This window comes from Paenalcaligenes hominis (assembly GCF_041359055.1).
Classification (GTDB): domain Bacteria; phylum Pseudomonadota; class Gammaproteobacteria; order Burkholderiales; family Burkholderiaceae_B; genus Paenalcaligenes; species Paenalcaligenes hominis_A.
The window spans coordinates 569,957-595,732 of record NZ_JBGJKZ010000001.1; the positions used below are offsets into that span (position 1 = coordinate 569,957).

General features: G+C 45.1%; 30 protein-coding genes. 21 read left to right on the forward strand and 9 right to left on the reverse strand.

Annotated elements, in window-relative coordinates; genetic code table 11:
* Positions 1–26 precede the first annotated feature (26 nt).
* Positions 27–1,031, reverse strand: coding sequence for a DctP family TRAP transporter solute-binding subunit (locus ACBP46_RS02640; RefSeq protein ID WP_371015180.1), 1,005 nt, complete (start codon positions 1,029–1,031; stop codon positions 27–29).
* Between the two features lie 233 nt (positions 1,032–1,264).
* Between ACBP46_RS02640 and ACBP46_RS02645 the strand changes: the two genes are divergently transcribed.
* From ACBP46_RS02645 to ACBP46_RS02655, 3 genes are all read left to right on the forward strand, one after another.
* Positions 1,265–1,918 carry a peroxiredoxin gene (locus tag ACBP46_RS02645; protein WP_371015181.1) on the forward strand — a complete coding sequence of 218 codons (654 nt, stop codon included), beginning with the start codon at positions 1,265–1,267 and terminating at the stop codon, positions 1,916–1,918.
* 92 nt (positions 1,919–2,010) lie between these two features.
* Positions 2,011–2,619 (forward strand): pseudouridine synthase, encoded by a 609-nt coding sequence (locus tag ACBP46_RS02650; RefSeq protein WP_371015182.1) that lies wholly within the window; start codon positions 2,011–2,013, stop codon positions 2,617–2,619.
* Between the two features lie 39 nt (positions 2,620–2,658).
* Positions 2,659–2,877 carry a hypothetical protein gene (locus tag ACBP46_RS02655; protein WP_371015183.1) on the forward strand — a complete coding sequence of 73 codons (219 nt, stop codon included), beginning with the start codon at positions 2,659–2,661 and terminating at the stop codon, positions 2,875–2,877.
* Between the two features lie 128 nt (positions 2,878–3,005).
* Here ACBP46_RS02655 and ACBP46_RS02660 read toward each other — a convergent pair whose 3' ends face one another.
* Genes ACBP46_RS02660 through ACBP46_RS02685 form a run of 6 tightly spaced genes read right to left on the reverse strand, consistent with a single transcriptional unit; the run spans position 3,006 to position 8,845 of the window.
* Positions 3,006–3,776 carry an SDR family oxidoreductase gene (locus tag ACBP46_RS02660; protein ID WP_371015184.1) on the reverse strand — a complete coding sequence of 257 codons (771 nt, stop codon included), beginning with the start codon at positions 3,774–3,776 and terminating at the stop codon, positions 3,006–3,008.
* Between the two features lie 3 nt (positions 3,777–3,779).
* Positions 3,780–4,778 carry an ABC transporter substrate-binding protein gene (locus ACBP46_RS02665; protein WP_371015185.1) on the reverse strand — a complete coding sequence of 333 codons (999 nt, stop codon included), beginning with the start codon at positions 4,776–4,778 and terminating at the stop codon, positions 3,780–3,782.
* Positions 4,768–5,556 (reverse strand): ABC transporter permease, encoded by a 789-nt coding sequence (locus ACBP46_RS02670; protein ID WP_371015186.1) that lies wholly within the window; start codon positions 5,554–5,556, stop codon positions 4,768–4,770. Before ACBP46_RS02670 ends, ACBP46_RS02665 begins: the two co-directional genes overlap by 11 nt.
* Positions 5,553–6,296, reverse strand: a complete 744-nt coding sequence (locus tag ACBP46_RS02675; RefSeq protein WP_371015187.1) for an ABC transporter ATP-binding protein — start codon at positions 6,294–6,296, stop codon at positions 5,553–5,555. Before ACBP46_RS02675 ends, ACBP46_RS02670 begins: the two co-directional genes overlap by 4 nt.
* A gap of 3 nt (positions 6,297–6,299) precedes the next feature.
* Positions 6,300–7,763 carry an acyl-CoA reductase gene (locus ACBP46_RS02680; protein ID WP_371015188.1) on the reverse strand — a complete coding sequence of 488 codons (1,464 nt, stop codon included), beginning with the start codon at positions 7,761–7,763 and terminating at the stop codon, positions 6,300–6,302.
* Positions 7,760–8,845, reverse strand: a complete 1,086-nt coding sequence (locus tag ACBP46_RS02685) for a LuxE/PaaK family acyltransferase (RefSeq protein ID WP_371015189.1) — start codon at positions 8,843–8,845, stop codon at positions 7,760–7,762. Before ACBP46_RS02685 ends, ACBP46_RS02680 begins: the two co-directional genes overlap by 4 nt.
* Before the next feature lie 142 nt (positions 8,846–8,987).
* Here ACBP46_RS02685 and ACBP46_RS02690 point away from each other — a divergent pair, with 142 nt between their 5' ends.
* On the forward strand, positions 8,988–9,605 hold the full coding sequence (locus tag ACBP46_RS02690) for a Fic/DOC family protein (RefSeq protein ID WP_371015190.1): 618 nt from the start codon (positions 8,988–8,990) through the stop codon (positions 9,603–9,605).
* Here the strand turns inward: ACBP46_RS02690 and ACBP46_RS02695 are convergent.
* Together ACBP46_RS02695 and ACBP46_RS02700 are read right to left on the reverse strand one after the other, a co-directional pair.
* A complete protein-coding gene (locus ACBP46_RS02695) occupies positions 9,602–9,772 on the reverse strand; it encodes a hypothetical protein (RefSeq protein WP_371015191.1) in 171 nt (56 codons plus the stop codon). The genes ACBP46_RS02690 and ACBP46_RS02695 overlap by 4 nt on opposite strands.
* Positions 9,773–9,931: 159 nt before the next feature.
* Complete coding sequence (locus tag ACBP46_RS02700; RefSeq protein WP_371015192.1) at positions 9,932–10,876, reverse strand: helix-turn-helix domain-containing protein; 945 nt, start codon at positions 10,874–10,876, stop codon at positions 9,932–9,934.
* Between the two features lie 159 nt (positions 10,877–11,035).
* Between ACBP46_RS02700 and ACBP46_RS02705 the strand changes: the two genes are divergently transcribed.
* From ACBP46_RS02705 to ACBP46_RS02785, 17 genes are all read left to right on the forward strand, one after another.
* Positions 11,036–11,878 (forward strand): SDR family NAD(P)-dependent oxidoreductase, encoded by an 843-nt coding sequence (locus ACBP46_RS02705; protein WP_371015193.1) that lies wholly within the window; start codon positions 11,036–11,038, stop codon positions 11,876–11,878.
* Positions 11,875–13,599: an FAD-dependent oxidoreductase gene (locus ACBP46_RS02710; protein WP_371015194.1), complete on the forward strand. Its 1,725-nt coding sequence runs from the start codon at positions 11,875–11,877 to the stop codon at positions 13,597–13,599. The genes ACBP46_RS02705 and ACBP46_RS02710 overlap by 4 nt, the downstream gene beginning before the upstream one ends.
* On the forward strand, positions 13,589–13,921 hold the full coding sequence (locus ACBP46_RS02715; protein ID WP_371015195.1) for an NIPSNAP family protein: 333 nt from the start codon (positions 13,589–13,591) through the stop codon (positions 13,919–13,921). Before ACBP46_RS02710 ends, ACBP46_RS02715 begins: the two co-directional genes overlap by 11 nt.
* A gap of 1 nt (position 13,922) precedes the next feature.
* Complete coding sequence (locus ACBP46_RS02720) at positions 13,923–14,687, forward strand: SDR family NAD(P)-dependent oxidoreductase (protein ID WP_371015196.1); 765 nt, start codon at positions 13,923–13,925, stop codon at positions 14,685–14,687.
* A 43-nt stretch (positions 14,688–14,730) separates the two neighbouring features.
* Positions 14,731–15,582, forward strand: coding sequence for a branched-chain amino acid ABC transporter permease (locus tag ACBP46_RS02725; protein WP_371015197.1), 852 nt, complete (start codon positions 14,731–14,733; stop codon positions 15,580–15,582).
* Entirely contained in the window at positions 15,579–16,550 is a 972-nt protein-coding gene (locus ACBP46_RS02730; protein WP_371015198.1) for a branched-chain amino acid ABC transporter permease, read from the forward strand. Before ACBP46_RS02725 ends, ACBP46_RS02730 begins: the two co-directional genes overlap by 4 nt.
* 2 nt (positions 16,551–16,552) lie before the next feature.
* On the forward strand, positions 16,553–17,272 hold the full coding sequence (locus tag ACBP46_RS02735; RefSeq protein WP_371015199.1) for an ABC transporter ATP-binding protein: 720 nt from the start codon (positions 16,553–16,555) through the stop codon (positions 17,270–17,272).
* Positions 17,269–17,967 (forward strand): ABC transporter ATP-binding protein, encoded by a 699-nt coding sequence (locus ACBP46_RS02740; protein WP_371015200.1) that lies wholly within the window; start codon positions 17,269–17,271, stop codon positions 17,965–17,967. Before ACBP46_RS02735 ends, ACBP46_RS02740 begins: the two co-directional genes overlap by 4 nt.
* 18 nt (positions 17,968–17,985) lie before the next feature.
* Positions 17,986–19,179 (forward strand): ABC transporter substrate-binding protein, encoded by a 1,194-nt coding sequence (locus tag ACBP46_RS02745; protein ID WP_371015201.1) that lies wholly within the window; start codon positions 17,986–17,988, stop codon positions 19,177–19,179.
* A gap of 507 nt (positions 19,180–19,686) precedes the next feature.
* Complete coding sequence (locus ACBP46_RS02750; protein ID WP_371015202.1) at positions 19,687–20,904, forward strand: hypothetical protein; 1,218 nt, start codon at positions 19,687–19,689, stop codon at positions 20,902–20,904.
* A gap of 375 nt (positions 20,905–21,279) precedes the next feature.
* The gene (locus ACBP46_RS02755; protein WP_371015203.1) at positions 21,280–21,873 is read left to right on the forward strand and encodes an inovirus Gp2 family protein; all 594 of its coding nucleotides are present in this window, start codon (positions 21,280–21,282) and stop codon (positions 21,871–21,873) included.
* Between the two features lie 87 nt (positions 21,874–21,960).
* Positions 21,961–22,224 carry a helix-turn-helix transcriptional regulator gene (locus tag ACBP46_RS02760; protein WP_269902077.1) on the forward strand — a complete coding sequence of 88 codons (264 nt, stop codon included), beginning with the start codon at positions 21,961–21,963 and terminating at the stop codon, positions 22,222–22,224.
* Between the two features lie 55 nt (positions 22,225–22,279).
* Entirely contained in the window at positions 22,280–22,966 is a 687-nt protein-coding gene (locus tag ACBP46_RS02765; protein ID WP_371015204.1) for an IrmA family protein, read from the forward strand.
* Between the two features lie 57 nt (positions 22,967–23,023).
* Complete coding sequence (locus ACBP46_RS02770) at positions 23,024–24,085, forward strand: Fic family protein (protein ID WP_371015205.1); 1,062 nt, start codon at positions 23,024–23,026, stop codon at positions 24,083–24,085.
* 306 nt (positions 24,086–24,391) lie between these two features.
* Positions 24,392–25,045, forward strand: coding sequence for a YagK/YfjJ domain-containing protein (locus ACBP46_RS02775; protein WP_371015206.1), 654 nt, complete (start codon positions 24,392–24,394; stop codon positions 25,043–25,045).
* A gap of 25 nt (positions 25,046–25,070) precedes the next feature.
* Positions 25,071–25,466, forward strand: a complete 396-nt coding sequence (locus tag ACBP46_RS02780) for a restriction endonuclease (protein ID WP_371015207.1) — start codon at positions 25,071–25,073, stop codon at positions 25,464–25,466.
* Between the two features lie 56 nt (positions 25,467–25,522).
* Positions 25,523–25,750 carry a hypothetical protein gene (locus tag ACBP46_RS02785; protein WP_371015208.1) on the forward strand — a complete coding sequence of 76 codons (228 nt, stop codon included), beginning with the start codon at positions 25,523–25,525 and terminating at the stop codon, positions 25,748–25,750.
* Positions 25,751–25,776 lie beyond the last annotated feature (26 nt).

Sequence of the window (25,776 nt, forward strand, 5' to 3'; positions counted from 1 at the left end):
AGATTCACTGCGCCCATTGGTAGCAATTAGCGGTTTGTTATGGCTTTTTGAGCTGCATCCACTAGGTCTTGACCAATTCGAGGAGTCCATTTTTCGTAGACGCTTTGAGTTGCATCTACAAAGGCTTGGTGTTGTTCAGGAGTTAGTTCTGTGATTTCAACACCGCGTTCACGAATACGGGCCAAGGTATCGTTTAAGTCGGCACGGGATTTTTCGATTTCCCATTTGCCTGCATCAACAGCGGCTTCTTTTAGAAGCTTTTGGTCTTCGGGGGATAAGGTAGTCCAAACACGTTGGCTTACACCAAAAATGAGGGGGTCGTTCATGTAGTGCCAAAGGGTTAGGTATTTTTGGTTGGCACGATCAGCCCGAGCAACATCATAAACAGCCAGTGGGTTTTCTTGGCCATCTACAGCACCGGTGGTTAGCGCGGGTAGCGCATCTGTCCAGCTCATCTGGGTGGGGTTGGCACCCAAAGCATTAAATGTATCTAGAAACAAAGGGGAACCAACCACTCGAATTTTCAGACCTTTTAGGTCTTCAGGCTTGGATAGCGCCTTGTGAGAGTTGGAGATTTCTCGGAAACCATTTTCGCCCCAAGCAAGTGGTATTACACCACGTTTTTCAATGGCATCAAACACCATTTTTCCAGCTTCGCCCTGAGTGATCGCATCGACGGCTGCATCATCTGGCATTAAAAAGGGCAGAGAAAACAAGTTCACTTCGGGAACTTGGGGTGACCAGTTAATGGTTGAGCCTACAGCCATATCAATTAGGCCGCTGCGCATTGCGGAAAATTCGCGAGTTTGGTCGCCAGAGACTAATTGAGAGTTGGGGTAGATTTTAAGAGTAATGCGTCCGTCAGAGCGCTCTTTGACGAGTTCAGCCCATTTTTCAGCAGCTTGACCCCAAGGGAACGCTTCGGACAACACGGTAGATACTGAAAATTCACGTGTTTCTTGGGCTAGGGCTGCGCCTGTGCTTAGCGCAAAACAAGCAGCACCCATAGCAAGCCACTTTTTGATTTTCATTTATTTCTCCTTTTATTGCATTACAAATAGATAAGAAATTTGATAGTAGCAGAACTTGAGAGTAGAAATGAAATGTGAATTCGTATGATTTAGGCAGGGAAAACCATAGTGGAAATAACCAAGTTGAGATTTAATGGTTAAATAGATATAACTAAAAGCAACCTGTATTTAAGCATTGAGTGTGCTAGCATTTACAATGAATTGTGATTATTTAACGATTAAAGGGAAAGATCATGTCATTACGTATTAATGATGTAGCACCAAATTTCACTACAGACTCTACGGCTGGTGAAATTACCTTCCACGATTGGATTGGCGATAGCTACGCAATTTTATTCTCTCATCCCAAAGACTTCACTCCCGTATGTACCACCGAATTTGGTGCCGTGGCGTGCTTAGTACCCGAGTTCGCTAAACGCAATACCAAAGTCATGGGTGTATCCGTAGACAATGTCGAAGACCACAAAAAATGGAAACGAGATATTGAGGCTTTTTCGGGTGCGCCAGCCGACTTCCCTATTATTGATGACACCTCATTACAGGTATCTAAGCTCTACAATATGTTGCCTGCTGAAGCCTACTTGCCAGATGGCCGCACGCCTGCAGATAGCGCGACAGTTCGTACCGTGTTTATTATTGGGCCAGACAAAAAAATCCGTTTGACTTTGTCTTACCCTATGTCTGTTGGTCGTAACTTTGCTGAAATTTTACGAGTGCTGGATGCTATTCAATTGACAGATGGCAAACCTCTAGCGACTCCTGCCGACTGGACACCTGGGCAAGACGTTATCGTTGGGCTAGCCCTAAATGACGAGCAAGCCAAAGCAACCTTTGGCGATGTAGACATTAAGCTGCCTTATTTGCGCTTCATTAAAGCCCCTAAATAACGTATCTGTCATCAAAAACCCTGCTTAGGCAGGGTTTTTTTTGTTGGTGTAGACAGTGTTAAGATACTTCCTTTGTTTGTTGGGTGGTTGCTATGCGTTCTTCTTTTTCATCTGCTTCGATGCGTCATCGCTCTTCTTCTTCTAAAAAGGTGCCACGTTTAATTGCATTGAATAAGCCATATGATGTGTTAACGCAATTTACCGATGAGCAAGGGCGAGCTACATTAAAAGATTTTGTGCCCGTCGCGGGCGTGTATGCCGCAGGGCGCCTGGATCGCAATAGTGAAGGTTTATTACTTTTAACTAACGATGGTCGGCTCCAAGCCCGTATTGCAGAGCCTAAATACGGAATGCTTAAAACTTATTGGGCTCAGGTTGAGGGGGAGCCTCAGGCCGAACAACTCGAAACGCTACGTAAAGGGGTGCTTTTGAATGATGGCCTAACTTTACCAGCCGAGGTATCCGTATTAAACGAGCCCCAAGTCTGGCCTCGCCATCCGCCGATTCGATACCGAGCCAATATTCCTACTACATGGATTCAACTACGCATTAGCGAAGGGAAAAATCGACAAGTGCGTCGTATGACAGCGGCAGTGGGTTTACCTACTCTGCGTTTAATACGTATGCAGATTGGCCCGTGGCAGCTTGGGCAATTAGCGCCGGGGCAATGGCAAGACCTAGATATTCCTGCATATTTTTAAAACTAACGGCAGTAAATAAAACCGCGATGGCCTTGTGAGGTGCATGTTAGCTTAGGCTTTGGGGTTGCGACTTTTTTAGTGGTTGTTGTCGTTTTGGTTGGGGTGGAGGCCGCCGTTTTAGCAGAAGATGATGTGGGAGCAGAAGGTTCAGGCTTGGGGGCAGAAGAGGCGGCGGTGACGGTAGCTAAGCCCATACATAGCATGAACCCCAAAATGGTGACTAGAGTACGCATAATAGCTTTTTTATATACAGCTTAAAAACATAGCATAACGCCATTTACGACTACATACCAAAGTGAAATATTATTTAAAAGCGAATTAGTGTGTGGTGTGTGCTGTTTTATCGGATTGCGCGTAAAACCCCGCCGTTTAAGGTGGGGAGGATGTCAACGCATCACCAATCCACCATCAACCACTAGGCACTGACCTGTCATAAATGCGCTGTGCTCTGTAGCTAAAAAGAGAATAGGGCCGGTAATATCAGTGGGTGTAGCAATACGCCGTAATGGCGTGCGGGCAATGATTTCATCCCGAATCGAGGCACGCGTAGAGCGGCTTGAGTCGGTAGGCCAAATAAGACCGGGAGCAATACTATTAACCCGTATGCCATACGGGCCCAAGTCTGCCGCCATTTGCTTGGTTAGCCCATTTAATGCCGCCTTGGCCGTTGCGTAGTCTGCATAGGGCACAATGGCTTCTTCACCTAGATCGCTACTGATATGGATAATGCTGCCGCGACAAGCACGCTGCATATGAGGCACCACAGCATGAGTGACAAGCCAAGTGCTTTTTACCGAGCCATCTATTTGTTGAGCACACTGCTCCCAGCTTAATTCATGAAAGCGTTGGCGTTGATCTGGATTAAAGCGATAGGGCGCGAAAGCATTGTTAACCAGCACATCAATACGTCCTGTTTCACTAATAATTTCTTGCACCATGGCTTGTACGGCAGAGGCATCTTGGACATCTGCAGCAATAGGCCACGCTTGGCCCCCCAGTTCTTCACACGCCCGTGCTGTGTTTTGAGCTGCTTCGGTATTTTGTTTGTAGTTAATAATAACCAGTGCGCCGTGCTCTGCAAAAGCTTTGGCGGTAGCGGCCCCAAGACCGCGACTAGCACCAGTAATTAAAACAGTTTGACCTTTAAAGTTCATCATGGTTTATGGCACAAGCTCTGTGCTGACATGTTGTTGAATATCTAGCGGGCTTTTGATTAAACCTAGCTCAAAATACGTATCTGCTGCCTTTTGTAAAGAGCTTATGTCTAATGTACCCAAGCCATCACGCTGGGTTAGCTCGGACTCACTAGAACGATTGCGCGCTTCGATAATTTGTTGATTTAGCTTAGGGTCTTGACCATCTATGGCGTATTTTACGGCTAGCTGCGCAGCTTGATCTGGGTGCTGAATCATCCATTCGGTACTGTTTTTATAGGCTTGTAAAAACTGTTGAATTGCACCTTTACGCTCAGCCACGTCTTTGGCGCGCACCACAAACAAATCGCTGGAGTAATTTAAATAGTCTTTGACTTCTATAACTTGTGGGTCTTTTAAGCCGCGGTATTGGGCTACTAAGAGTCCTGTGTCGGTAGCGGCTGTGGCGTCAACTTGCCCTTGCATGAGTGGGGCAAAGTTCAAAAGACCTGTAACAATAATTTCCACATCACTTTCTTTTAAACCTACCTGATGCAATAGTATCTGCAGATTTTGACGGGTACCACTTGCTAGGCTGTAAACCCCAATTTTTTTACCTTTCAGGTCTGCGGCATCGGCAATAGGGCTAGCGTTGAGGCTGACCACGTTAAAGACATTTTGGGGGTAAATGTCATAGACGGCGACGAGCTCGGCACCTTGATCTAAAGCAGCAAAAAAAGAACCTGGGTCCGTAAAAGCAATATCGGCTTGACCACTAAGTAAGTTACGTAGCGCATCACCACCACCCGCACCAGGCAGATAGGCCAGATCCAAGCCTTGGGAGCTGAAGTGTTTAAGCTCTGGCTCGGCAATGATTTGGGTGATTTCACTGATGGGCTTACTCCAACCCGCTAAAGTAAAGCGCTCAGTAGCGTTTTGCGACCATGCGAATGAGCCACTTAATGCGAATGTGGTGCCGACTGCTAAGCCCATTAACTGACGTAAGAAAAATCGTTTAGAAATCATGAGAATGCACACCAGTAGAAAGAGGTGAGTAAAAACGTAAAGCAAAGCGTTGTAGGACAAGGGTGCAGTAATACAAACCTAGGCCTAGCGCAGTAATTAAAATGAGTACTGCAAACATCAGAGTAGTATCCATGGAACCCTGAGCTGCAATAATTAACGCGCCTAGACCCTGATTTGCGCCAATGAATTCGCCTACGATGGCCCCCACTAGGGCGAGCACAGCCGCTACGCGTAACCCCGATAAGGTATAGGGTAATCCTAAACGAAGTTTTAGACGCCATAAGGTCTGCCAACGCGTAGCTCCGAGCATACGAAATAACTCTAAACGTGCTGAATCGGTTTGCTGCAGCCCGGTGAGTGTGTTTTCCAATACAGGAAAAAAACATACTAAGGCCGTAATAACCACCATAGGTAAAAAACCAAACCCAAGCCATAACGTGAGCAGCGGAGCCAGAGCCAGTTTTGGAACGACTTGACTGGTCAGCACATACGGCATAAGAACTGCTTGCCAAAAACGGGATTGCCCCAACACTACACCGAGTAAAAAACCTAAGCCGCCACCTAAAAATAGCCCAGCTATTACCTCTAGAGTAGTCTGACGCAAATGCGGCCAAAAATAGCCAGAAATCAGGCCATTATAAAGTGTGATGGCAACACGACTGGGGGCTGGCAGAATTAGGGCAGACCAATTGAAGTGGTGCACCGCCCACTCCCAAAAAAGTAGCAGCAACGCTAAAAGGCTAAGCGAGCAGCAACGTGACCATACAGAGCGTCTCATTGGAGTTGTTTCATCTTTAAACGAAATTCATGACTAAGCTGAGCAAACTCAGCCTCCGCGCGTAATGCTTCGGTACGTGGTTTTTTTAAGGGCACGGCGTGTTGAGAGTGCAGTCGGCCTTGTTCAAGCAAGGTAATAGTATCGCTGAGGTACAAGGCTTCCGTCACATCATGCGTTACAAATAACACCGTGCTTTGATGCTGCGCACATAAGCTCAAGAGCAGGTCTTGGAGGTGTTCTCTGGTGAGTGCATCTAAGGCGGCAAAAGGCTCGTCCATTAATAGCAGCGCGGGTTGGAGTAATAGGGCTCGAGCGAGAGCAACTCGACTTTGTTGACCACCAGATAGTTGAGAAGGATAACGTTGCATCAGCTCACTTAAACCCACCTCATCAAGTAAGGCTTTGGCATGCTTTGTTTGATTTGAGCTAGGTCTAGCATGCAGGGCAACAGGCAATAACACATTTTCTAGTACAGTTAACCAGTCCAAAAGAGTAGGCTGTTGAAACACAAACCCAATTTCTGTGCTGGGCTTTAGTAGTGGTTTGCCATTAAGTTGCACATGCCCTGACATAGGCGTAATAAGGCCAGCAGCGATTTTTAACAACGTCGACTTACCAGAACCACTACGTCCAAGTAAACAGTGAAACTCGCCTTTTTGCAGCTCAAGGTGAACTTGAGTTAGGCCTTGTTTTTGATTCGGATAGCAATGATTGATCTGTTTAAGCGCTAAAAAAGGCATGGGTTAATCTCTATACCAAGCAAATTGTTGCGCTAAGGTTTCTGCCGAGGCTTCTATATCGGCCATGCGAACTAAATCCAGTAAGCTAAAGCGTCCATCATGATGCCAGCCAGCTTGGGGTTGTGCTGTTGCGCCTAAAGCACAAAGGCGGTGCACCCCGATTGCGCTTAGGGAGTCAGCAATACTAAAGAGTTGCTCTGGACTGGTAGCTATGGCCATGGTTTGAAGCACTCGCCGATACGGGCGAAGCAGGTCTGTAACCTCTTCAATGTGATCCACAGCCATTACGGTGATGCAACGTTGGGTTGGGCTAGCTTCAGGTTGGGTGGCGTGCTCTTTATATACTACGGCCCATTCATCATCAGGGGCACCTAGTAGCTCTACCGTTTGCCCCTGTAACCATGCCATGGTGTGCGTTTGACGCCATTGAGCGATGGCTTGTTTGGTTTCTAGAGAAATTGGCTGGCGAGGATAGCGTTGGGCCATGGCTTTGAGCTCGCCTGCCACCAGCAAAGCGAACTCTCTAGGGCTAACATCAGCCCCACGCTCTACAAAAATACATTGTGGTGCATAACACGCCTGTTGGTCCCATTGACTGCTATCTAAGGCCACACGTTGCGCACAGTGCTGTGCTTGACGCGTATCGAGCGCCTTCTGACTAATGTAAGCAGCACTCAACTTATGACCATGTGCTAAAAAGCGTACCGAGGCGGGCAGCTGATTTTGCCATGCTTGCAAGGTGTGCTCGCCCCCATAGACCATCATCACATCTACCGCTTGGAGCAGGCTTTGCTCCGAGGAAACATCGCCACCCGGCCACCAGAGTACGGCCAAGGTTTGAGCTAAGTCAGGCGCAACGCGTTGCAAACTGCGTGCAAACCAAGTCGCAAAAATAGGTTCAGCAGTGGCAACCTTACCCAGACTTGGACTTTTAGTCAGCAGTGCAGCCACTTGTGACCACATGGGGATGCCGGGCACATTGCCGGCCCACACCACACCTAATAGTTCGGGACCAAATGCTTTAGACCAACCTCCCTGCACTCGTGGCTTAAAATCATCCAGAATGGTTGGATCAGTAAAATCTTCACTTAAACAACGCAGTAGCTCGGGGCGTCTGAATGTACGCAAACAAGCGTTAATTCCAAGACGAAGCATTTCAGCATCGTAACCGGTGATTTTTTGTAATGCTTGCTCTACTTGCTGACGCTCTTCACAGTCTGGATTCAGCATGAGTTGTACACATTGATCTACTGCAGTCACAATGTCATAAACTGAGCGTTTAGCTAAATGGATTTGCGCTTGGGCTTTTAAATAGCTCGCGCACTGCGCTATTTGCTCAGGACATAGACGTGGTAACTGAAGGTGTAGCACACCATATTGAGAAGTGTGAGTATGGGTTTCCCATTGTATAGGTCCTAACTCAGCCTGCTCGGGCCAATAGCCGCCTTGCCAGTGTTGCGTGCTCATTGGACGGCCTGTAAAAAGTGCTCCATAGCTAATGAGCAGCCTTTGGCCTCAGCTCCAGCTACACGCCCTAGCAGTTGAAACCCTTCGTCTTTAGCAAGACCTAAATCTTCTGTTAATAAGGCTGCGACCGAGTTGTAGTTAGCCAAGTCATAATGCACCACAACCCCAGGTTGCCCCTGAGGCACATCTGCGCCAGTTAACGGGTCTACTAAACGAAAACGAGTCCAATGTGGTCCTGATTTTACTGAAGGCAAATCATGATTACCGCTGTCATAGAGCTGAGAGCTGAGCTCCGTCATGCCATACATATTGATGCATTGATCGGGGGCTACGCCAAAGACCTCGTGTAAAGCGGCATAGAAATCAGAGAGCTCAATATCTCTAGATTGCCCTTTGAAGCCTCCTGTATCAAACAGGCGACTGCCTGCAGGAAGCTGAAAGCGGCACTGACGTTGTTGGAGCTCATCGATTAGATGCACAAAGCTATAGCTGGCACCGAGTAATGCATAGGGTTCGTTGTTAGCGATCGCTGACTCAATCTGAGCGCATAGCGCATCAACTTGTAGCCCTTTTTCATCGATAAAGTAGCGACTGGATTCGGTGCCAAAGTGCGTTAGTGCTAAACCTAAGTAATGAGCTAACGAGGAGTTGGGGAGACTGTGTGCAGTAGGGAAAATAATCCCCATTTGGATACGGTCTTGGTCTGGCATAAAACGCTCTTTAAAGTACAAGCGCATAGACAAATCATATACCGTTGTATCAGGATGATAGTTGCGCCCACGTATTTTTTGCGTGGTACCGCTAGTCATGAACACATGTTGGCAGAGCTCGGGAGGATAGCTGCTTAGGGTGGCGTCTTTGAATGCATTAATAGGTACCGCAGGAATATCGTGCCAATGCGTTATAAAGCGAGGAGTTTTTCCTAAATGCTGACAATAGCGCTGATAAGCCAGATTGTGTTGAAACTGGTGCTTAAAAATGCGTAAAGCCATGGCGTTAAAAGCAGCATCACTGTAATCGGGGGTCAGCATAAACTGCTGTAAGTCTTGGATTAAATCAATGGGCAAAGCAGTAGAAGTCACGGACGCCTCGGCATGAGCTAACACAGTGGTTGATAAGTAGGCAGATTATACATAAAGGCCACATAAAACGGACTTTACGCTTTGAGTTTGTAACGTTAATCTGAGCTTTATGCTGTTATTTAATTCACTACGGGAGGTGTGTATGAAATACCGCACCTATGGAAGTGAGGCCGAGTACGAGCCAAAGGCACAAGATCACGTTTTAAAAAATAAGCTTCATATCAAAACGTTGTCAGAGATGAATCAGGCAGAGAACCGTTTGTTATTGCGGATGTATGAGTCTTTGTTTGAGCCTGAGTTTCAGGTATCGCACCTAAGTAACGCTGTATTGATGCATTGGCATTATCAGTGGCTCGGACCGCTTTATGATTGGGCTGGGCAACTGCGTACTGTACACATGTCTAAAGATGCATTCCCTTTTGCTTCTGCTCATCTGCTTGCTACGTTATTGCATCAGTATGAGCAGCAGTTTTTGCGGCATTACCCGCGGCTGCCGACGTATAGCCTGCACGAGTTATGGGCTTATTTAGCACAAAGTCATGTGGAGTTTATTTTGATTCACCCCTTTAGAGAGGGGAATGGGCGCTTGGGACGATTGCTATTGGATGTGATGGCAACCCAAGCTGGCTTTACCCCTTTAGACTATAGTTGGTGGGACCAGAATAAAGCCTATTATGTAGGGGCCATTCATGCCGGGTTGATGGGTGACTATACGCCTATGCAACGTTTAATCAAAGATATTTGGCCCGCAATTAGCTAACGCGCTAACTGCAAATGTGCATAGTTATCGGATTTAAGTTGGGCTTCTATAGTAGAGGTGTTGGCTGTGCTTTCTAGGGCTGCAGAGCTAGCCACAGCACGATAAAGACATTGTTTAGAAATGGTTTTAGTAGGCTGACGCATGGGTGCGCTTTGTACATTCGACATGTAGTAGGCTCCAAGAGAACATCTTTAATTATACCATGCACCACAGGGTTGTCGTATTGGGCATCGTGAAGCGATGCGAACGAGTCACAGCTTTATTTAAATATTTGGTGACTTGATTAGCCCACGTAGATGCTAGCCCCCATTTCGCCTTTAGTTTAGCTAGTTAGGGGCGGAGGTATGAGGTTTAGTTAGAGCTTGACGAGTTTGTAAGCGATAAATATTCGGGTTCTGCCCGGTGTGTCGTTTAAAAAAACGAGAAAAATAGGCCTCGTCTTGAAAACCTAAACTATCAGCAATGTGGCGCACACTGCCGTTGGTATAGACTAAATCCCGTTTTGCCTCATGGATAAGGCGGGCGTGAATCATATTTAACGCTGTGATTCCTAATTCTTCTCGGCATAGCCTAGCTAGATGGCCGCTAGTGATTTGGAGCTCAGTGGCATAGTCAGCCAAGGGTTTGTGTAATTTAAACCATTGATTAATCAAAGCCCTAAAGCGCTGTAATAGGTCATTTTTACGGTCATCAATCAAACTGTCTTCAGCGGTGGTTCCTTCTTTGGTTTTAATGCGAGCTACTTTGACCAGCACCGCTGTAATTAACGACAAACTAAAAGCATTTTGGCCGGCTTCTGCAATGCGTGCCTCTTGCTCAATATGCAAAATCAAAGGCATTAACTCGTCCTCGTATTGACTATCTGAGGGAAGGTTCAGTACGCAAGGGGCGTTTAAGGTGCTAATTAGGTCTGGATACAGCAGTTGCGCAATAGACTCTAAAGGCAGTTGGGCCGTAGTGATAACAATGCCATTTATGTCAGGTTTCCAATTAAATCCATGCACATAATGTGCAGGTATTACTAGTAGGGCTGGTGCGCGTATCTGCCATCTTTTATCGTCAAGCAAAACACTGCCCGAACCCTCTGTAATAAATAAAAACTGGATGAATGCCTCGTGCATATGAGGTGGTATAACCCAGTTATAAATGGAGGATCGTTGTGGAATCCATTCAAAATTAAAGGTTATATCCCATCCTGACTGGGAGTGGTCACCATAGAGGCCATAGGTGGGAATGCGGCTGCCTAGTATATTTCGTGCATTGTCTTTCATGTTTTAAATATCATGTTTAATGCACGTTTTGTCACCTAGTAAAATCCCTTGTTTTCCATGGAATGCACGTTTTGTCCAAGTGATTGTTGATTTTTATACTATTTAAAAAAAAGTAAAAGTCATAATTCCACTCAGCGAATACAAACAAGAGTGGTTTATATGATGCAAAACATGGACTTTGATTGGTTAGGTTTAAGTGGAAAAAAAGTAGTCATCACAGGTGCAGCCAGTGGTATTGGGGAACAAATAGCCATTTCTGCTGCTCAAGCCGCAGCGCATGTGATTTTGATGGATATTAATCCTGATTCAGTTATGGCGCTTAAAAACAGTTTGGTAGAGCAAGGCTACAAGGTGGATGCCTTTGCGTGTAATACAGCTGAGCTAAGCCAAGTACAAGAGGTGGCAAAAACCGTAGCACGCTTAGGTGGTGCTGATGTGTTGGTGAACAACGCAGGCATTTTACGAACAGCAGCTTTGGCTGATGTAACACCTGAGCAGTGGCTCCATGTTTTGCAAGTGAATTTATCTGGCTATTTATGGTGTGCGCAGCAGTTTGGAGCGCAAATGCAAGCCAAGGGCAAGGGGAGCATTGTGAATGTCGCCTCTATCGCCGCGTTATTTCCTCAAAGTAATAGTGGTGCGTACAGCTCAAGTAAAGCAGGAGTGTTGCTGCTTAGCAAACAGCTAGCAGTAGAGTGGGGTCCTAAAGGGGTGCGTAGCAATGTGGTGTGCCCCGGCATGATTAAGACCAGTCTTTCTGCTGCTTTTTATGCAGACCCAGAGTTAGAAGCAGCAAGAGCACGTATGACTGCCAGTCGTCGGGTGGGAATCCCCCAAGACATTGCTAATGCTGTGTTGTTTTTGGCAAGTGAGCGTGCCGGTTATGTGAATGGTACTGAATTGCTGGTGGATGGGGGTATGTCAACGGTGTTGATGGATATGGTTCCAAGACCAGGTTTTAACAAGGTAACGGGTGTGGTAAATCAAGAGGTAAAAGCATGAGCTCAGTACAACAGGTCGATTTAATCGTTGTAGGTTCTGGTGCAGGCGGTTTATCTACTGCCGTGGTAGCGAAAAAACGTGGTTTGAATGTGGTTGTTCTAGAGAAAGCCCCTGTTTTTGGTGGAACGACTGCTTTTTCAGGTGGCGTATTGTGGATTCCTGGCAACTCAGTATCCAAAGCTGCTGGTGTGCACGATACCAAAGATGCTGCTCTTGAATACATGAAAAATGAAACGGGAGAGTATTTCAACGAGGCCGCCGTCGATCTGTTTTTAGAAAAAGGTCCTGAGATGGTGGATTTTTTTCAGCAGAATACGACCGTTCAGTTCATTCCAACCCTTTACCCTGATTACCATCCTACTGTACCTGGTGGTGTAGATATTGGGCGTTCTATTTTGGCTAAGCCTTTTGATATCAGAGAGTTGGGTAAAGAAAAAGAGCGTTTGCGGCCACCACTGGAAACCATTACGTTTATCGGCATGATGTTTAACTCATCCAATGCTGATCTCAAACATTTTTTTAATGCGACCAAATCATTACGGTCTTTTCTTTACGTGGTTAAGCGCTTGGCAAACCATATTAAAGAGTTAGCTCTTTACAAGCGCGGTGTACACGTAACAAGTGGGAATGCCTTGGCCGCTCGTTTGGCTAAAAGTGCATTCGATCTTGGTATTCCTATTTTGACCTCTACCGCTGTGGTGGAGCTAATCGAAGGTCAAGAGGGGATTGCTGGAGTGCGCACTCAAGGTGCAGAGGGTGAGAAAACCATTTTGGCAAAGCACGGTGTTGTTCTTGCCGCAGGTGGTTTTCCTCATGATAAGGAGCGCTTAAAGCATGCGTTTCCCCATGTACAGCGCGGTGGAACCCATCATTCTCCAGCTCCGATTGATAACACCGGTGATGGCGTGCGTTTGGCTGAGTCTGTAGGTGCTGATTTCCAAGTGAAATACCCTTCAGCTGCGGCGTGGATGCCTGTGTCTTTGCCGCCTTTATCTGGTGGTCGTCAAGGTGTATTTCCTCATTTGTTAGATCGGTATAAGCCAGGGGTAGTGGGGGTGAATCGTTATGGGCAGCGTTTTACCAATGAGTCTGAGTCCTACCATGATGTAGGAGCAGCCATGATCAAGGATGGAGCGCAAGGTCAGCAAACAGAAATGTGGTTGATTTGTGATCAAAAAACCATGAGTAAATATGGTTTGGGGTATGCCAAACCTGCGCCCATGCCCTTAGGTGGTTTGATTAAAAGTGGTTATTTATTAAAGGGTCAAACCTTGGCTGATCTGGCGCTTCAGTGCGGCATTAACGCGCAAAGACTAGAACAAACTATTGCTGAATACAACGTCGGGGCCAAGCAAGGTAAGGACACGCAGTTCCAGCGGGGTGAAACCTCTTTTAATCGTTATTTAGCCGACCCAGAACATCAGCCTAATCCTTGTGTAGCGCCTGTAGAGCAAGGTCCTTTTTATGCAGTGCATGTATTGATGGGGGATTTGGGTACTTTTGATGGTATTCAAACGAGCGTCACAGGAGAAGCTCTACGATCTGATGGCACCATTATTCCTAATTTGTATGTGGTAGGTAACGATAGGGCCAGCATCATGGGCGGGAATTATCCTGGAGCGGGAATTACATTAGGTCCTATTTTAACTTTTGGTTATGTAACTGCCAATGCGATTGCGGACAAAGCGCAGCAGGCAAAAGGAGATCATTGTGCAAACTAAACCAGTAATTGATCACCGTATTTATACGATTGCGCCCCGCAAGATGGGGGAGTTCTTGGCTGTTTTTAATGAGTTGGCTATGCCTGTGTTAAGACAAACCTTAGGTGAACCTATAGGTACCTATACCAGCAAAGTAGGGGCTCTGAATCAGTTTGTGCATTTGTGGGCGTATGAGAGCTTGGCTGACTATGAGCAGCGCTCTTTACAACGGGATCAACATCCTGATTTTCCTCGTTATTTGGCTGCTTCAGGTCATTTGATCGTGGCACAGGAAAACCGTTTGTTGGATGCGGTGCATCTAACAGCCTCTAAGGACATCTAGGATGAGGGCCGTCAAGCAGAAAAAGCCTGTAGTAGTGATAAGTGGTGGTGCTCAGGGTATTGGTTGGGCTACGGCTCAATGTTTTGCTCAGCATGGTTACTGCGTGGCAATTTTAGATAAAGAGTATGACTTAGCCGTACAGCGAGCCAATGAGCTGGGCAGTGAGCACAGCGCTTATGAGGTGGACGTAACTAGTGAAGACAGTGTGACGTTGGCAGTAGAGGCAATAGTGCAGCGTTACCAATCCATTGCATGCTTAGTTAATAACGCAGGAGTGGGTGAGCAGCCAGGGACGACGCTTGAACAAAAGTTATCTGCTTTTGAGGTGATTTTAGCGACTCATTTGTCTGGGGGGTTTCTGTTAAGCCGAATCGTGGCAAAACAGATGCAGCGACAAGGTAAAGGGGCCGTTGTGAACCTTAGTTCTATTGCTGCATTTGCTGGCATACCTGCTCGTAATGCGTATGCAGCGGCTAAGGCCGGTCTGAGCGCTATGACTCGATCCATGGCGTGTGAGTGGGGAGAATTGGGCATTAGAGTGAACGCCATTGCGCCTGGCTATGTTTATACGGAGCTAGTGAAAAAATTAGAGCAGCAGGGCAAGGTGGATGTAAAAGCGATTCAAGCACGTACTCCCCTAAGGCGTTTAGCTCAACCCGAAGAAATTGCAGAGGCAATTGTGTTTTTAGCCTCCGACAAAGCGTCTTTCATTACCGGAACAACTCTGATGGTAGATGGTGGTTGGTTGGCAAATGGGGCTGCGTAGTTAGAGCATAGATAAATTGATTCAAGAGGGAGACGACTAAAAAATGCTCAGTGTTTATTTATTCAATGGGCTGGTTTATGGCACCTTGCTCATTATTATGTCCTCGGGGCTGGCCTTGATTTACGGGTTACGTCGCGTAGTGAACTTTGCTCATGGCTCCCTGTATATGCTTGGCGCTTATATAGGCTATAGCTTGGCGATGTATAGCAATTTTTGGGTGGCTTTATGTGTTACCCCTTTCATCATGGGTGCCTTGGGGGTCTTGTTAGATCGCTATGGTTTTAGATTACTTCAAGAACGTGACCCATTAACAGTTGTATTAGTCACCTTTGGTTTACTTTTGATCTTAGAGGATTTTGTGCAAACCGTTTGGGGGCGCAGCAATCTCTCGTTATCGACTCCTGAGTTGCTAAATTTCACGGTGACATTTTTTGGTGCACAACTACCCGCTTATCGCATTGCAGTGATTGTTTCTGGGTTAGCGGTAGCAGTGGGCTTAACGTGTTGGTTGCGATTTTCTCGCGTGGGGCTTTTTGTTCGAGCTGCCAGCACAGACCCGTCTAGCACGGCAATGCAAGGGATTAATACAGACCGATTAAGTGCAGGCGTAGTGGGTTTAGGTACAGCTTTAGCTGGGCTAGCCGGTGTGGTTGCCGCACCTTTTCTGTCACTTTCTCCAACGATGAATAGTGATGTGCTCATTGATTCTTTTGTGGTGGTGGTAGTAGGGGGTTTAGGTAGTTTGGGTGGCGCTTTTATTGCTGCGTTGTTATTAGGGCAGCTGCAAGCACTGGGTGCTATTTACTTACCTGACTTAGCCGCTGTGCTGCCATTTATCTTGATGATTGCTATTTTGTTATGGCGTCCAGAGGGTCTTGCAGGGAATAGAACATGATGAAACCTTCTACGATAAAAAGTCTGGGGCTAGGAGTAGGGTTAGTTGGGTTAGGCGTGGTTTTCGCTTTGAGTGTTAGCTCTTCCATGGTGTTGTCCTTAGCGACCCAAGCCTCTATTTTTGCCATTTTTGCTTTAGGGGTCGGCGTATTACTACGTCAAAATGGCATGGTTAGTTTTGGGCATGCTGCCTTCTACGGTGTAGCTGGCTATGCGGTGGCTCTGCTTGTTGGCAAAGGTTTTAGCGCCGAAGCGGCTTTGTTGATCTCTGTGTTGGGTATGGCGGTATTTGCGGCCTTATTGGGTTTGAGCATAGTGCGAGTGCCAGGCATAGCCTTTGGTATGTTGACTTTAGCTATAGGTCAGATGTTCTTTCAGCTTGCCTCCACCTCTAGAGGTTTAACAGGAGGGGCAGATGGCATGTATGTGGATTGGCCAGCTACTCTTTTTGGCTTCTCGGTAAATAGCTTATTAAAACAAGATAATTTATTTATTTTGTGTTGGACCCTGTTGGTGATTTTAGCCACCTTAGTGAGTCTGATTGTAGCGTCTCGTTTTGGGCATATCACCGCAGCTATTCGAGATAACGAAGAGCGTGCGAGATTTATAGGAATTAAAACCCTCTTGCCCAGAGTTGCTATTTTCACGTTGTCCGCAACGATTACAAGCATTGCAGGGTTGCTATCTGTTTTTCATACAGGTTTTATCTCACCAGAAAGCTTGCATTGGAGCGTTTCTGGCTCGGCGCTCATGATGGTTATTGTGGGTGGCTATAGAAATACATGGGGGCCTGCTATCGGTGCCATGGTGTTCTTCTTAACGCGTGACTTGGTGGGTGATTATGCTCAACATTGGTTAGCTATTTTTGGGGTGGCTTTGATCGTTGTCATTGTGTTTTCTCCCGAAGGCATTAGCGGACTGGTGCAGCGTTTACGTCGTTCCTCCCGCACTATCAAGTCAGGAGTTTAGGTATGTCTCAGAACATATTAGAAGTACGAGATGTAGCGGTGTACTACGGTGGTGTTAAAGCTGTAGATGGTGTTACGTTCAGTGTGAAAAAAGGTCAAGTTCAAGGTTTGATTGGACCGAATGGAGCCGGTAAATCCACCGTAATTGATGCGATTACAGGGCGTCGTCGCGTAAATGCAGGCCAAGTGTTTCTTAATGGGAAAGACGTGACCCGCTTAGGCGTATTAGAACGTCGTCGCTTAGGCTTGGCCCGATCCTTTCAAAAAACCAGTGTATTTGCGGAAATGACGGTGCAAGATCAGGTTGAGCTAGCTGCTCATATGATGAACCCGTCTGAGGCTCAGCAAAATGCCACCGAGGTTTTAAAACAGTTGTCTTTATGGCAAATGAGACAGGACGTAGCAAAGGATCTTGGCTATGGCGAGCAGCGTCGTTTGGATTTGGCTTTAGCACTGGTTGGAAAGCCTTCTTTGCTGCTTTTGGATGAGCCAATGGCAGGTTTATCGGCACAAGAGTCCGAGGATCTGGCCTCTCATTTAGTTGAGCTAGTGTCTAAGTGGTCGGTGTCCGTTCTTTTGGTTGAGCACGATATGGATATTGTGTTTGGCATTTCAAATGCCGTCACTGTATTTGAGCTAGGGCGTGTTATTGCTTCCGGTCAACCACAGGAAGTGCGGGCACACCCTCGAGTGCGAGAAGCGTATTTGGGGAGTGCAGCATGAGCTATGTTTTAAAAGTGGATCAGATCCATGCTTATTATGGAGCTGCACATATATTGCACGGCCTTAGTTTGGAAATTAAAGCAGGAGAGCGTGTTGCTTTAATTGGGCGCAATGGGGTGGGGAAAACCACTTTAGTGAACTCTTTGTTTGGCTTTGCTACGGTTCGGCGCGGCACGATGGAAGTGTGTGGCAAGGTTTTAAATAAACCAAAACCCTATCAAGCCCCGAACTTGGGTATGGCATTAGTGCCGCAAGGGCGTTGCATTATTGCCAACCTAAGCGTAGAGGAAAATTTAATTTTAGGCTCAGCTGTACGCAGACAAGGCCCTTGGCATTTAGAAAAAATTTATGAGTTATTCCCTATTTTACGGGAACGCGCCCATACCCCTGGCACGGCCTTGTCCGGCGGGCAGCAACAGATGTTAGCGATTGGACGTGCGCTAATGGCGAACCCAGATTTAATTATCTTGGATGAACCTACTGAGGGCTTAGCGCCGGTCATCGTAGACCAGTTAGCAGATATTTTTAATGTGGTGGCGGATCAAGGAACAGCTTTGCTGTTGATTGAACAAAACCTGAGTTTAGTCAGTCGCGTGTGTCATCGTTATTATGCCGTAGCTAAAGGGCAGGTAATAGAGTCGGGTCTAGTGGACCCGACCAATATTGATGGTTTGCGTGAGCATGTAGTGGTCTAAGCACTTAGGAGACAAGTGATGAAACAAAAAAACAAATTGCTTTTAGTGGTTGGGGCGGCTTTGGTGAACTCGTTGTTTGCGGTGCAGGCATTAGCCGCAGATAAAGAGCCCATTCGCATTGGGGCTGTTTCTTCCATTTCAGGTGTATTTGCTCAGCAGGGGGAAGAGGTTTTACGGGGTATTGAATTTGCTGTTGATCAAGCGAATCAAAACGGTGGTATAGATGGGCGTGAGGTGCTGATCAAAAAAGCTGATGATGAAAGTACACCCGACGCAGGGCGTCGAGCTGCAGAAAAGCTTTCTAGAGAAGGCCACAATTTATTAATTGGCCCTATTGCCTCTTCTATCGCAATGGCTGTAGGCCAAAGCTTAGAGCGTTGGGATGCCATGCAAGTCGTTGTAGTAAGTAAAACGGACCGTATTACAGGCGATGCGTGCAAGCCTCGTATGTTCAGAACCAATCACTCTGATGCTATGGATTTAAGCATGATCAACCAGTGGATGGATTCTGTTGAGGAGAAACGCTTTGCTGTGATTGGGGCAGACTATGTTTGGGGACGTGACTCGGCTGAGCACTTTAAGCGTTCAGCCGAAGCAAATAATAAAGAGATTGCATTAAGCGTTTTTCCGCCTTTAGGAACCAAAGATTTTGCCCCGTATATTTCGCAAATTAATGCGGACCCGACGATTGATGGTGTGTGGGTGGCACTAGTAGGCCGTGATTTAATTGCTTTCGCCAAGCAAGCTCAAGAGTTTGGTTTAACTAAAAAGCGTATTTTAGGTCATGCGTATATCTTAAACTTTGTGGTGAATGCGACAGATAGTGCAACCGAGGGCGTTTGGGGGAACAGTGGTTATGGGGCAGATATTGATACCCCAGAAAACAAAGCATTTGTAGAGGCATGGCAAGCTAAATACAATCGTCTTCCTACAGACAATGAAGGGCAGGCTTATAACGGTGTTCAAGTTATATTTGAAGGGGTCAAACTCGCTAATAGTGTGGCACCTAAAGATATTTCAGCGGCTTTACGTGGTGCCTCATTCCCTAGTATTTATGGTGGGGTCACTATGCGCGCCGAAGACAATCAACTGCTTTTGCCTAATTACATTAGCCAGGTAGTAAAACAAGAAGATGGTAGCTTACGTCCTGTGATTCAGCATGTGTTTGATGCCACGACTATTCCCGAGCCGTCTTCAGAGTGTAAATTGTAATTTTTCGACTCGACTAAACCTAGCTTAAATGACAGGCTAGGTTTTTAGTGGGTCTTTTGAGATGATTGTAATCATGCCACGCAATGCGTGGCATGACATCGTAGGTTGAAATGAACCGTTTGCGATGGAGTGCAGGGCTGTATTGGTAGCGTTACCCAGCTGATAGCAGATGCTACAGATAGGTTCGAGTCGCCGTTTTGTGTATTTTACAAAATAACGGCTTTTATAGCAGAGACAAAAAAAGACCGCGTTTGCGGTCTGTTTTTTATGCTAATGGTGCCCGAGGCCGGAATCGAACGACTCTGTATCTTATTGAAATATAACAAATAAAATAATTATTTTTTATTTGTACCAACAAATGTACCAACAACAATAAAAATGATGAAGTGTACATGAGTTGGACATATATGCCTCTTGCTTAGGGGCATGGTGATTACGGTTGAGTTTAATCATCCGTAGTAGTGTTACTGTCTTAGCATAATAACTCCATTTATAACAAGGTTACTAATGAAAAAGCGACAGAAATTTAGACTTGATTTGATTGGTGATGTGATCGAAAAGACAGCGGAGCTGACTTTGGATGATGAGGGGAGAATCAGAAAGACACACATTTTAAAAAAAGTGGCAGTGGATTTTCTGATTGACGTGGTTAATCTTGTTTTAGCAATTAGGAGTCAAGAAGTGATTTTTAGCCTGTCAAAAAGATCAGGCTTTTTTATGGACTATACAGATATTCAAGGCAACCCACTGGCACATAAGCTTAAGGTCATGCTCATGGTTAATGTAGATGAGACCTTTAGGGAGCTAGAGGGGGCTGAGTTTAATCCTCTTGTAAATGTTTTTTTAAAGTCTCGAGAGCGAATGCGACTTAATTACTATTTAGATGGTCTATCAGAGACGAATAGGGATTCATTTTATAAGGTAGTCGAAGCTTTGGAGCGTTTTTCTCAGCGACTTAAAGATGATAGAAAGCCCTCGTTAGTAGTCCAGTCAAATAACTTTCAGCGATCTTCTAGGAAGAAATACCAAGAGGCACTGAGCTATTTTAAGTCATTATCTAAGCTTTATCAGAGTTTAACTGTGGTCAGATGTGACTTACTTTATCTCAGAGGAGGGCTGTCTCCTAGTCCGGATAGGCCGGCACTCCAGCTCCAAAAAGATCGTGATGAGTTTATAAAGCAGTTTCGAAAAACGATAGATTTACATTTAGATAAAGGTGACTTAGTTGGGTACATGTGGTGCTTGTCTTACACCAAATCTAGAAATTTTTATCCTCATTACTATCACTTTATGTTGTTTTTTAGATCACGTCATGAGATTAGAAAGTACACTTTTTTGGTCGATCAGGTATGGAAACAGGTAAGCGATGGATGGGGTATGGTTTATACAGAAAGAGAAGATAGTTCTAGAGGTATAGGTACTGGCTTGGTTAAATTAAAAAATAAAAAATCGATTGATCAAGTTCGAAGAGCTATTTTTTATATGACGATGACAGACTATTTTGTAAAAATAAAAGTCCCTATAGGAGACAAGTTTTTAAACTCTTACGGTAGAGCAAGTCTACCAAAGTCAGCAAAAAAAATTAATGATATCGTGAATTTTCATTTGACAGTACCTATGGATATTACGATAGATAATGAGTGGACTAGGGCTTTTTCTTCAGAAGATTTGTATGTTAATGATTGGGCAAAAAAAGTCGTTTTTATGCAAAAATCTAGTTCCTAAAATATATTTTTTGGTTCCTTTTCCTAGGGGTTTTAGGGGTATATCCTTTCGTGGCAAAAGAGAGGTTTTTATGTCTAACTATAGAGTTAATTTTGATTTTTGATGTAGGTTCTTACTCTGTCAGGAATGGAGGAAGTGCATACCCCCATGCACTTCTTTTAGCCATTTCACTGTTGGTATAGTAATAATAAAAAGATAGGAACCCATCTCACAAGCAGATGGTGAAGGGTAGATCAACTACCCATAGGTAGTCTGGTTTATAGCGTTAGTACTTAACAGCCAGTCAGGTTCTCTAAAACCAAAACAGCCTACATAAACAGTTAGAAAATACTACTCAGTTGTCTTCTATGTAACTAACACGCATAGGAGTCAACCATGGTTACTAAAGCTAAACATAATCCTAAATATCAGAGCATCATTTCTAATGTGATTCGTCGATCACTTGACGCTTACACGCGTGTCTTTGTCGTGCGTTGTGATCTGCGCTTTCCTTTAGAAACTACAGAGGCGGAGTTTGACCCCAAGGCCATTAGTCGCTTTATCAATTCCCTTAAAGCAAAAATCAATGCAGACCTACAACGCAAAGAACACGCATGGAAAAGAGCTTTGTCATGTGAGGTACGGTACGTATGGGTACGTGAGTTTGGTGATATCAATGGCAAAAAGCACTATCACGTTTTGTTGTTCTTTAATAAAGATGTGTATCACTCTCTGGGTTACTACGAGCAGGCAGGAGGCAATCTTTTTTCCATGATTAACGAAGCATGGTGCAGCGCAATAAAACTGCCCGTTTTTTCCTTTGGTGCTCTAGTTCACTTTCCACGACAAGGACGGTTTTATTTAGATGGAAATAATCCAGCCAATGATGATCAGGTTGATCGTTTGATGATTCATGCAAGCTATTTAGCTAAGCATATAACGAAGCGTTACGGTGATGGTGAGCGCTCTATAGGCAGCAGCTTAGTTTAATTTTTTATGGGGTTGGGTCATGTTGTAGAAGCCGTACTGATTCTTTAATTGGCACGAGCTTCTCCATTTTGAATACAGGAGAACAACATGACTACACTTAGCGCACCTAACCCATTTTCTACAGACTTGCCACCAGCCCAGACACCATCCTTACTTGATGACCAGTGTGTAGATATGAAGTTTATTACAGAGTTTACGATTGTGTCGGACAAGTGGATTTACAAAAAAATTAAGGACGGGGAGTTTCCACCTCCTATTAAACTAGGTCGTAAATCCGTTTGGTTGAAAAGTGAAGTAGAGCAGTGGATGATGCAGCGAATTCGTGAGTCAAGAGGTGGTATAAAGGCGTAGGTAGATCGTAGCTTTGAGGCTTCTTTGACGGGGCCGTTTTTAATAGGAGAAATGTATGGCGCTAAAACGTAGAATCACAAAGACATTATCTGCTGCCTGTGCAATGGTAGCTCTGTCAGGGCAGGCGTATGGCTTAGATATTTGGCACTCGAATACAGTTGGGTTAAGTCGCGGTATATGTGCGGCTTCCTTTACTTTGGACAGTGGAGGTGCGTGGGGTGATCATATCCAAAACTTACGTATTGCCTTAGCAGCAGTCGATACAAAAACAAATAGTCCTGTTGCACAAGTAGTTTTAGAGGTGGATGATTTTGGAAGGGATAACGCTAGTCGCTATAAAACCGTGTATTGGGAAAATGAATTAGTGTGTGAAGAGAATGTGCGCTTGGTCATTACTGAGGCCGATGCCATCGTAGCCGGACAGGCTCGGGATTTATTAGCGGATGGCTATTTAAACATAAGAGAGTTCGTGCCGTATCGTATTGACATTGATGCTAACTTTCTAAATGCTTCTGAACGTCCCTCTGCTTGCCAAGCCCCCAAGTTTACCGCTACTGCTGTCATTCAAGACAAAGACGGCTACAGCAATGTACGGGCTCAGCCTAATGCTAAAAGCGACGTTATTGAAAAGCTGTTTGATAACGAGCCGTTTTATACCTTTGAGCAAAAAGGCAACTGGTGGCAGGTGTGTACGCCAACGGGGCAGGTGGGTTATTTGTACCATGACCGTATTAGGATGTAAGTTTTTACTATTGCTGTAAGGCTATATTTAGCAAATCACTTTTACAGGTAAATCAAGATGAGTCGTTACGAGCCGCCAATACAAATTAGTCCAAAAATATTGAACTTGGTCGCTCAGATCAGTGAGTTGTTAGGGCGGTATGCAGAGCGTGAGCGTAGAGCTTATTCTCTGCGTTTACGCCGAGCTAACCAAATTCGCACGATTCATGGCTCATTAGCGATAGAAGGTAATAGCTTAAGCGTAGATCAGATTACGGCTGTGTTAGAAGGAAAACCTGTTATTGCCCCACCCAGAGAGGTGCAAGAGGTTAAAAATGCCTTAGCCGTTTATGATAACTTTCATTTTTACCAGCCAGAGAAAGAATCAGACTTATTAGCAGCGCATGAAGTCTTAATGGTGGGCCTTATGAATGAGAGTGGGGTGTATAGGAGTGGTGGCGTCGGCGTAATGAGTGGTAAGGAAGTGATTCATATGGCACCGCCTGCTAATCAAGTACCCCGCTTAATGAAAGACTTGTTTAATTGGCTGCAGCGCACTGAGCACCATCCTTTAGTCGCAAGTGCTATTTTTCATTATGAGTTTGAGTTCATCCACCCATTTGCTGATGGCAATGGGCGGATGGGCCGCTTATGGCAAAGTTTGATTTTAGCGAAGTGGAATCCCCTGTTTGCTAATTTGCCGATCGAATCCTTAGTCTATGCTAACCAGCCAGAGTATTACCAAGCAATTGCTCACAGTACAGCCCAGACCAACAGCGCGCCGTTTGTGGAGTTTATGTTGGACGTGATTAGTCAAACACTAAGACAGCAAGCAGTAAGTGAAGAGCAAGAGGAGACTCAAGATCTGGATCAACGGCTAGAGTCACAGCTAGAGTCTCGGCTAGAGTCAAGCATTGCGGCTAAGGTTTTGTTGTTCGTTAGAGATCAATCATTAAGTAAATCAGAGCTAGCCGCTTTGTTGGGACATAAATCGATCTCAGGTGAGTTGAATAAGCAGGTAAAAGCCTTATTAGAAAAACAGTGGATTCAAATGACGATTCCTGACAAGCCTACCAGCCGACAACAGAAGTATGAATTGACTCTACAAGGACAAGAGTTCCTACAACAGTTGAGTAAGTAATTTTTTACTATCTATGCCTCTATGTATATGAACCTAAGTGTGTAGTTTAAAACGCCAATCATCTTTGACTTTTCCTTTTACCTGATGGGGTATTTTTGATTGCCTCTTAACTGGGCTTAGGTTCATCACTTTAGGTTTTAGATGTTATTAATAAGTAAAGTATTTATAACTAAACTATTAATAATTAAGTATATTAAGAAGTAAGGGTAATCATAGTAGTAGGGGGTGTTCTCAACACCCCCCTTACTTTCTTACTGTTTCATCTAAGGCCTATACCTATCAATGAATCACCATAGAGGTATAGCGATGACTCAAGCAACTTTTCATCTTCAAGTAACTCCTAACAAACGTAATCAACGTAGGCTTCACCATTTAATTGATCAGCTCTTTAATGACTACTCTAAGCTCCTAGTAGTGCGTTTAGACCTGTACCTTGGAAAGGATTATGCAGATGTTAACACCTACGAGTACATGAACGCAGCCTTTGATCGGTTACGTAATAACATGCGTTTTAATCGTCTGTTTGAACACTACATCACCTATACAGCCAGAATAGAGTATGGGTCTGATAGACGTTGGCATTATCACGTTGTTTTTTTCTTTGATGGGCAAAAGGTTAAGCATGACTACACCTTAGCCAAGCTTTTAGGAAAGTATTGGGTTAACGTGATTACGGATGGTTTAGGAGGGTATCACAGTGCCAATATGAATAAAGATGACTATCCGGTTTTTGCTGTAGGTATGATTGTGCATGATGACTTACAACGCATAGCTAATCTGAAAGAAGCCCTAAAGTACTTGGTAAAAGAGGAAGCAGGAGAGCCTGTTAGACTCGATGCAGCAGGCAAGGCCTACCGTTCATATAGACAGGGCGTATATAAGCCTAGAGACAGCCGTTTAGGCCGTCCTAGAGTGGCTTGGGCTACTTGCTATAATCCGTTACATCCTATCCATCAATAAACTCTGAACTGTTCCGGATACCCACATGTCACCATTGCAAACCATCCTTGATTCCTTCCGTCAGGCAGCTGTTACTGAACGGGAAAAGGGTACGTATTTTGAAGAGCTGATACTGGCTTATTTACGTAACGAGGCAACCTATAAGGATTTGTATAGTGATGTGTGGACGTACTCGGATTGGGCAGCACAACAGCAGCTGGATAAACGTGATACAGGGATTGACCTTGTGGCAAAGACATGTGGCACGAATGAATACCATGCCATTCAGTGTAAGTTTTATGCAGAGGACTACAAGGTTCAGCGTCGTGATATTGATAGTTTCTTTACGGCATCAGAGCAACGTCCTTTTACGCATCGCATTATCATCAGCACTACTAATAATTGGAGTGAGCATGCTGAGGATGCCTTACGAGATCAATAGCCACCAGTCAGTAAGATCGACCTCTACGACTTAGAGAACAGTCAAATTGACTGGACATGACAGCAACGCCTCGTATCTATAGTGCAGATGCTAAGATCACTGACGCAGAAAGCAACGCAGCGGTGTACTCCATGGATAGCAAAGAACACTACGGTAAAGAGTTGTTTGTAATTAACTTCTCTGAGGCTGTACAACGTAGTCTATTGGTGGACTACAAGGTCATTGTGTTAGCGGTCGAAGAGTGTACGGTCAGTCATTTAGGTCAATACCGTGATTCTCGGTAAGCCTCTTGAGATGTATGTTTTTGTGT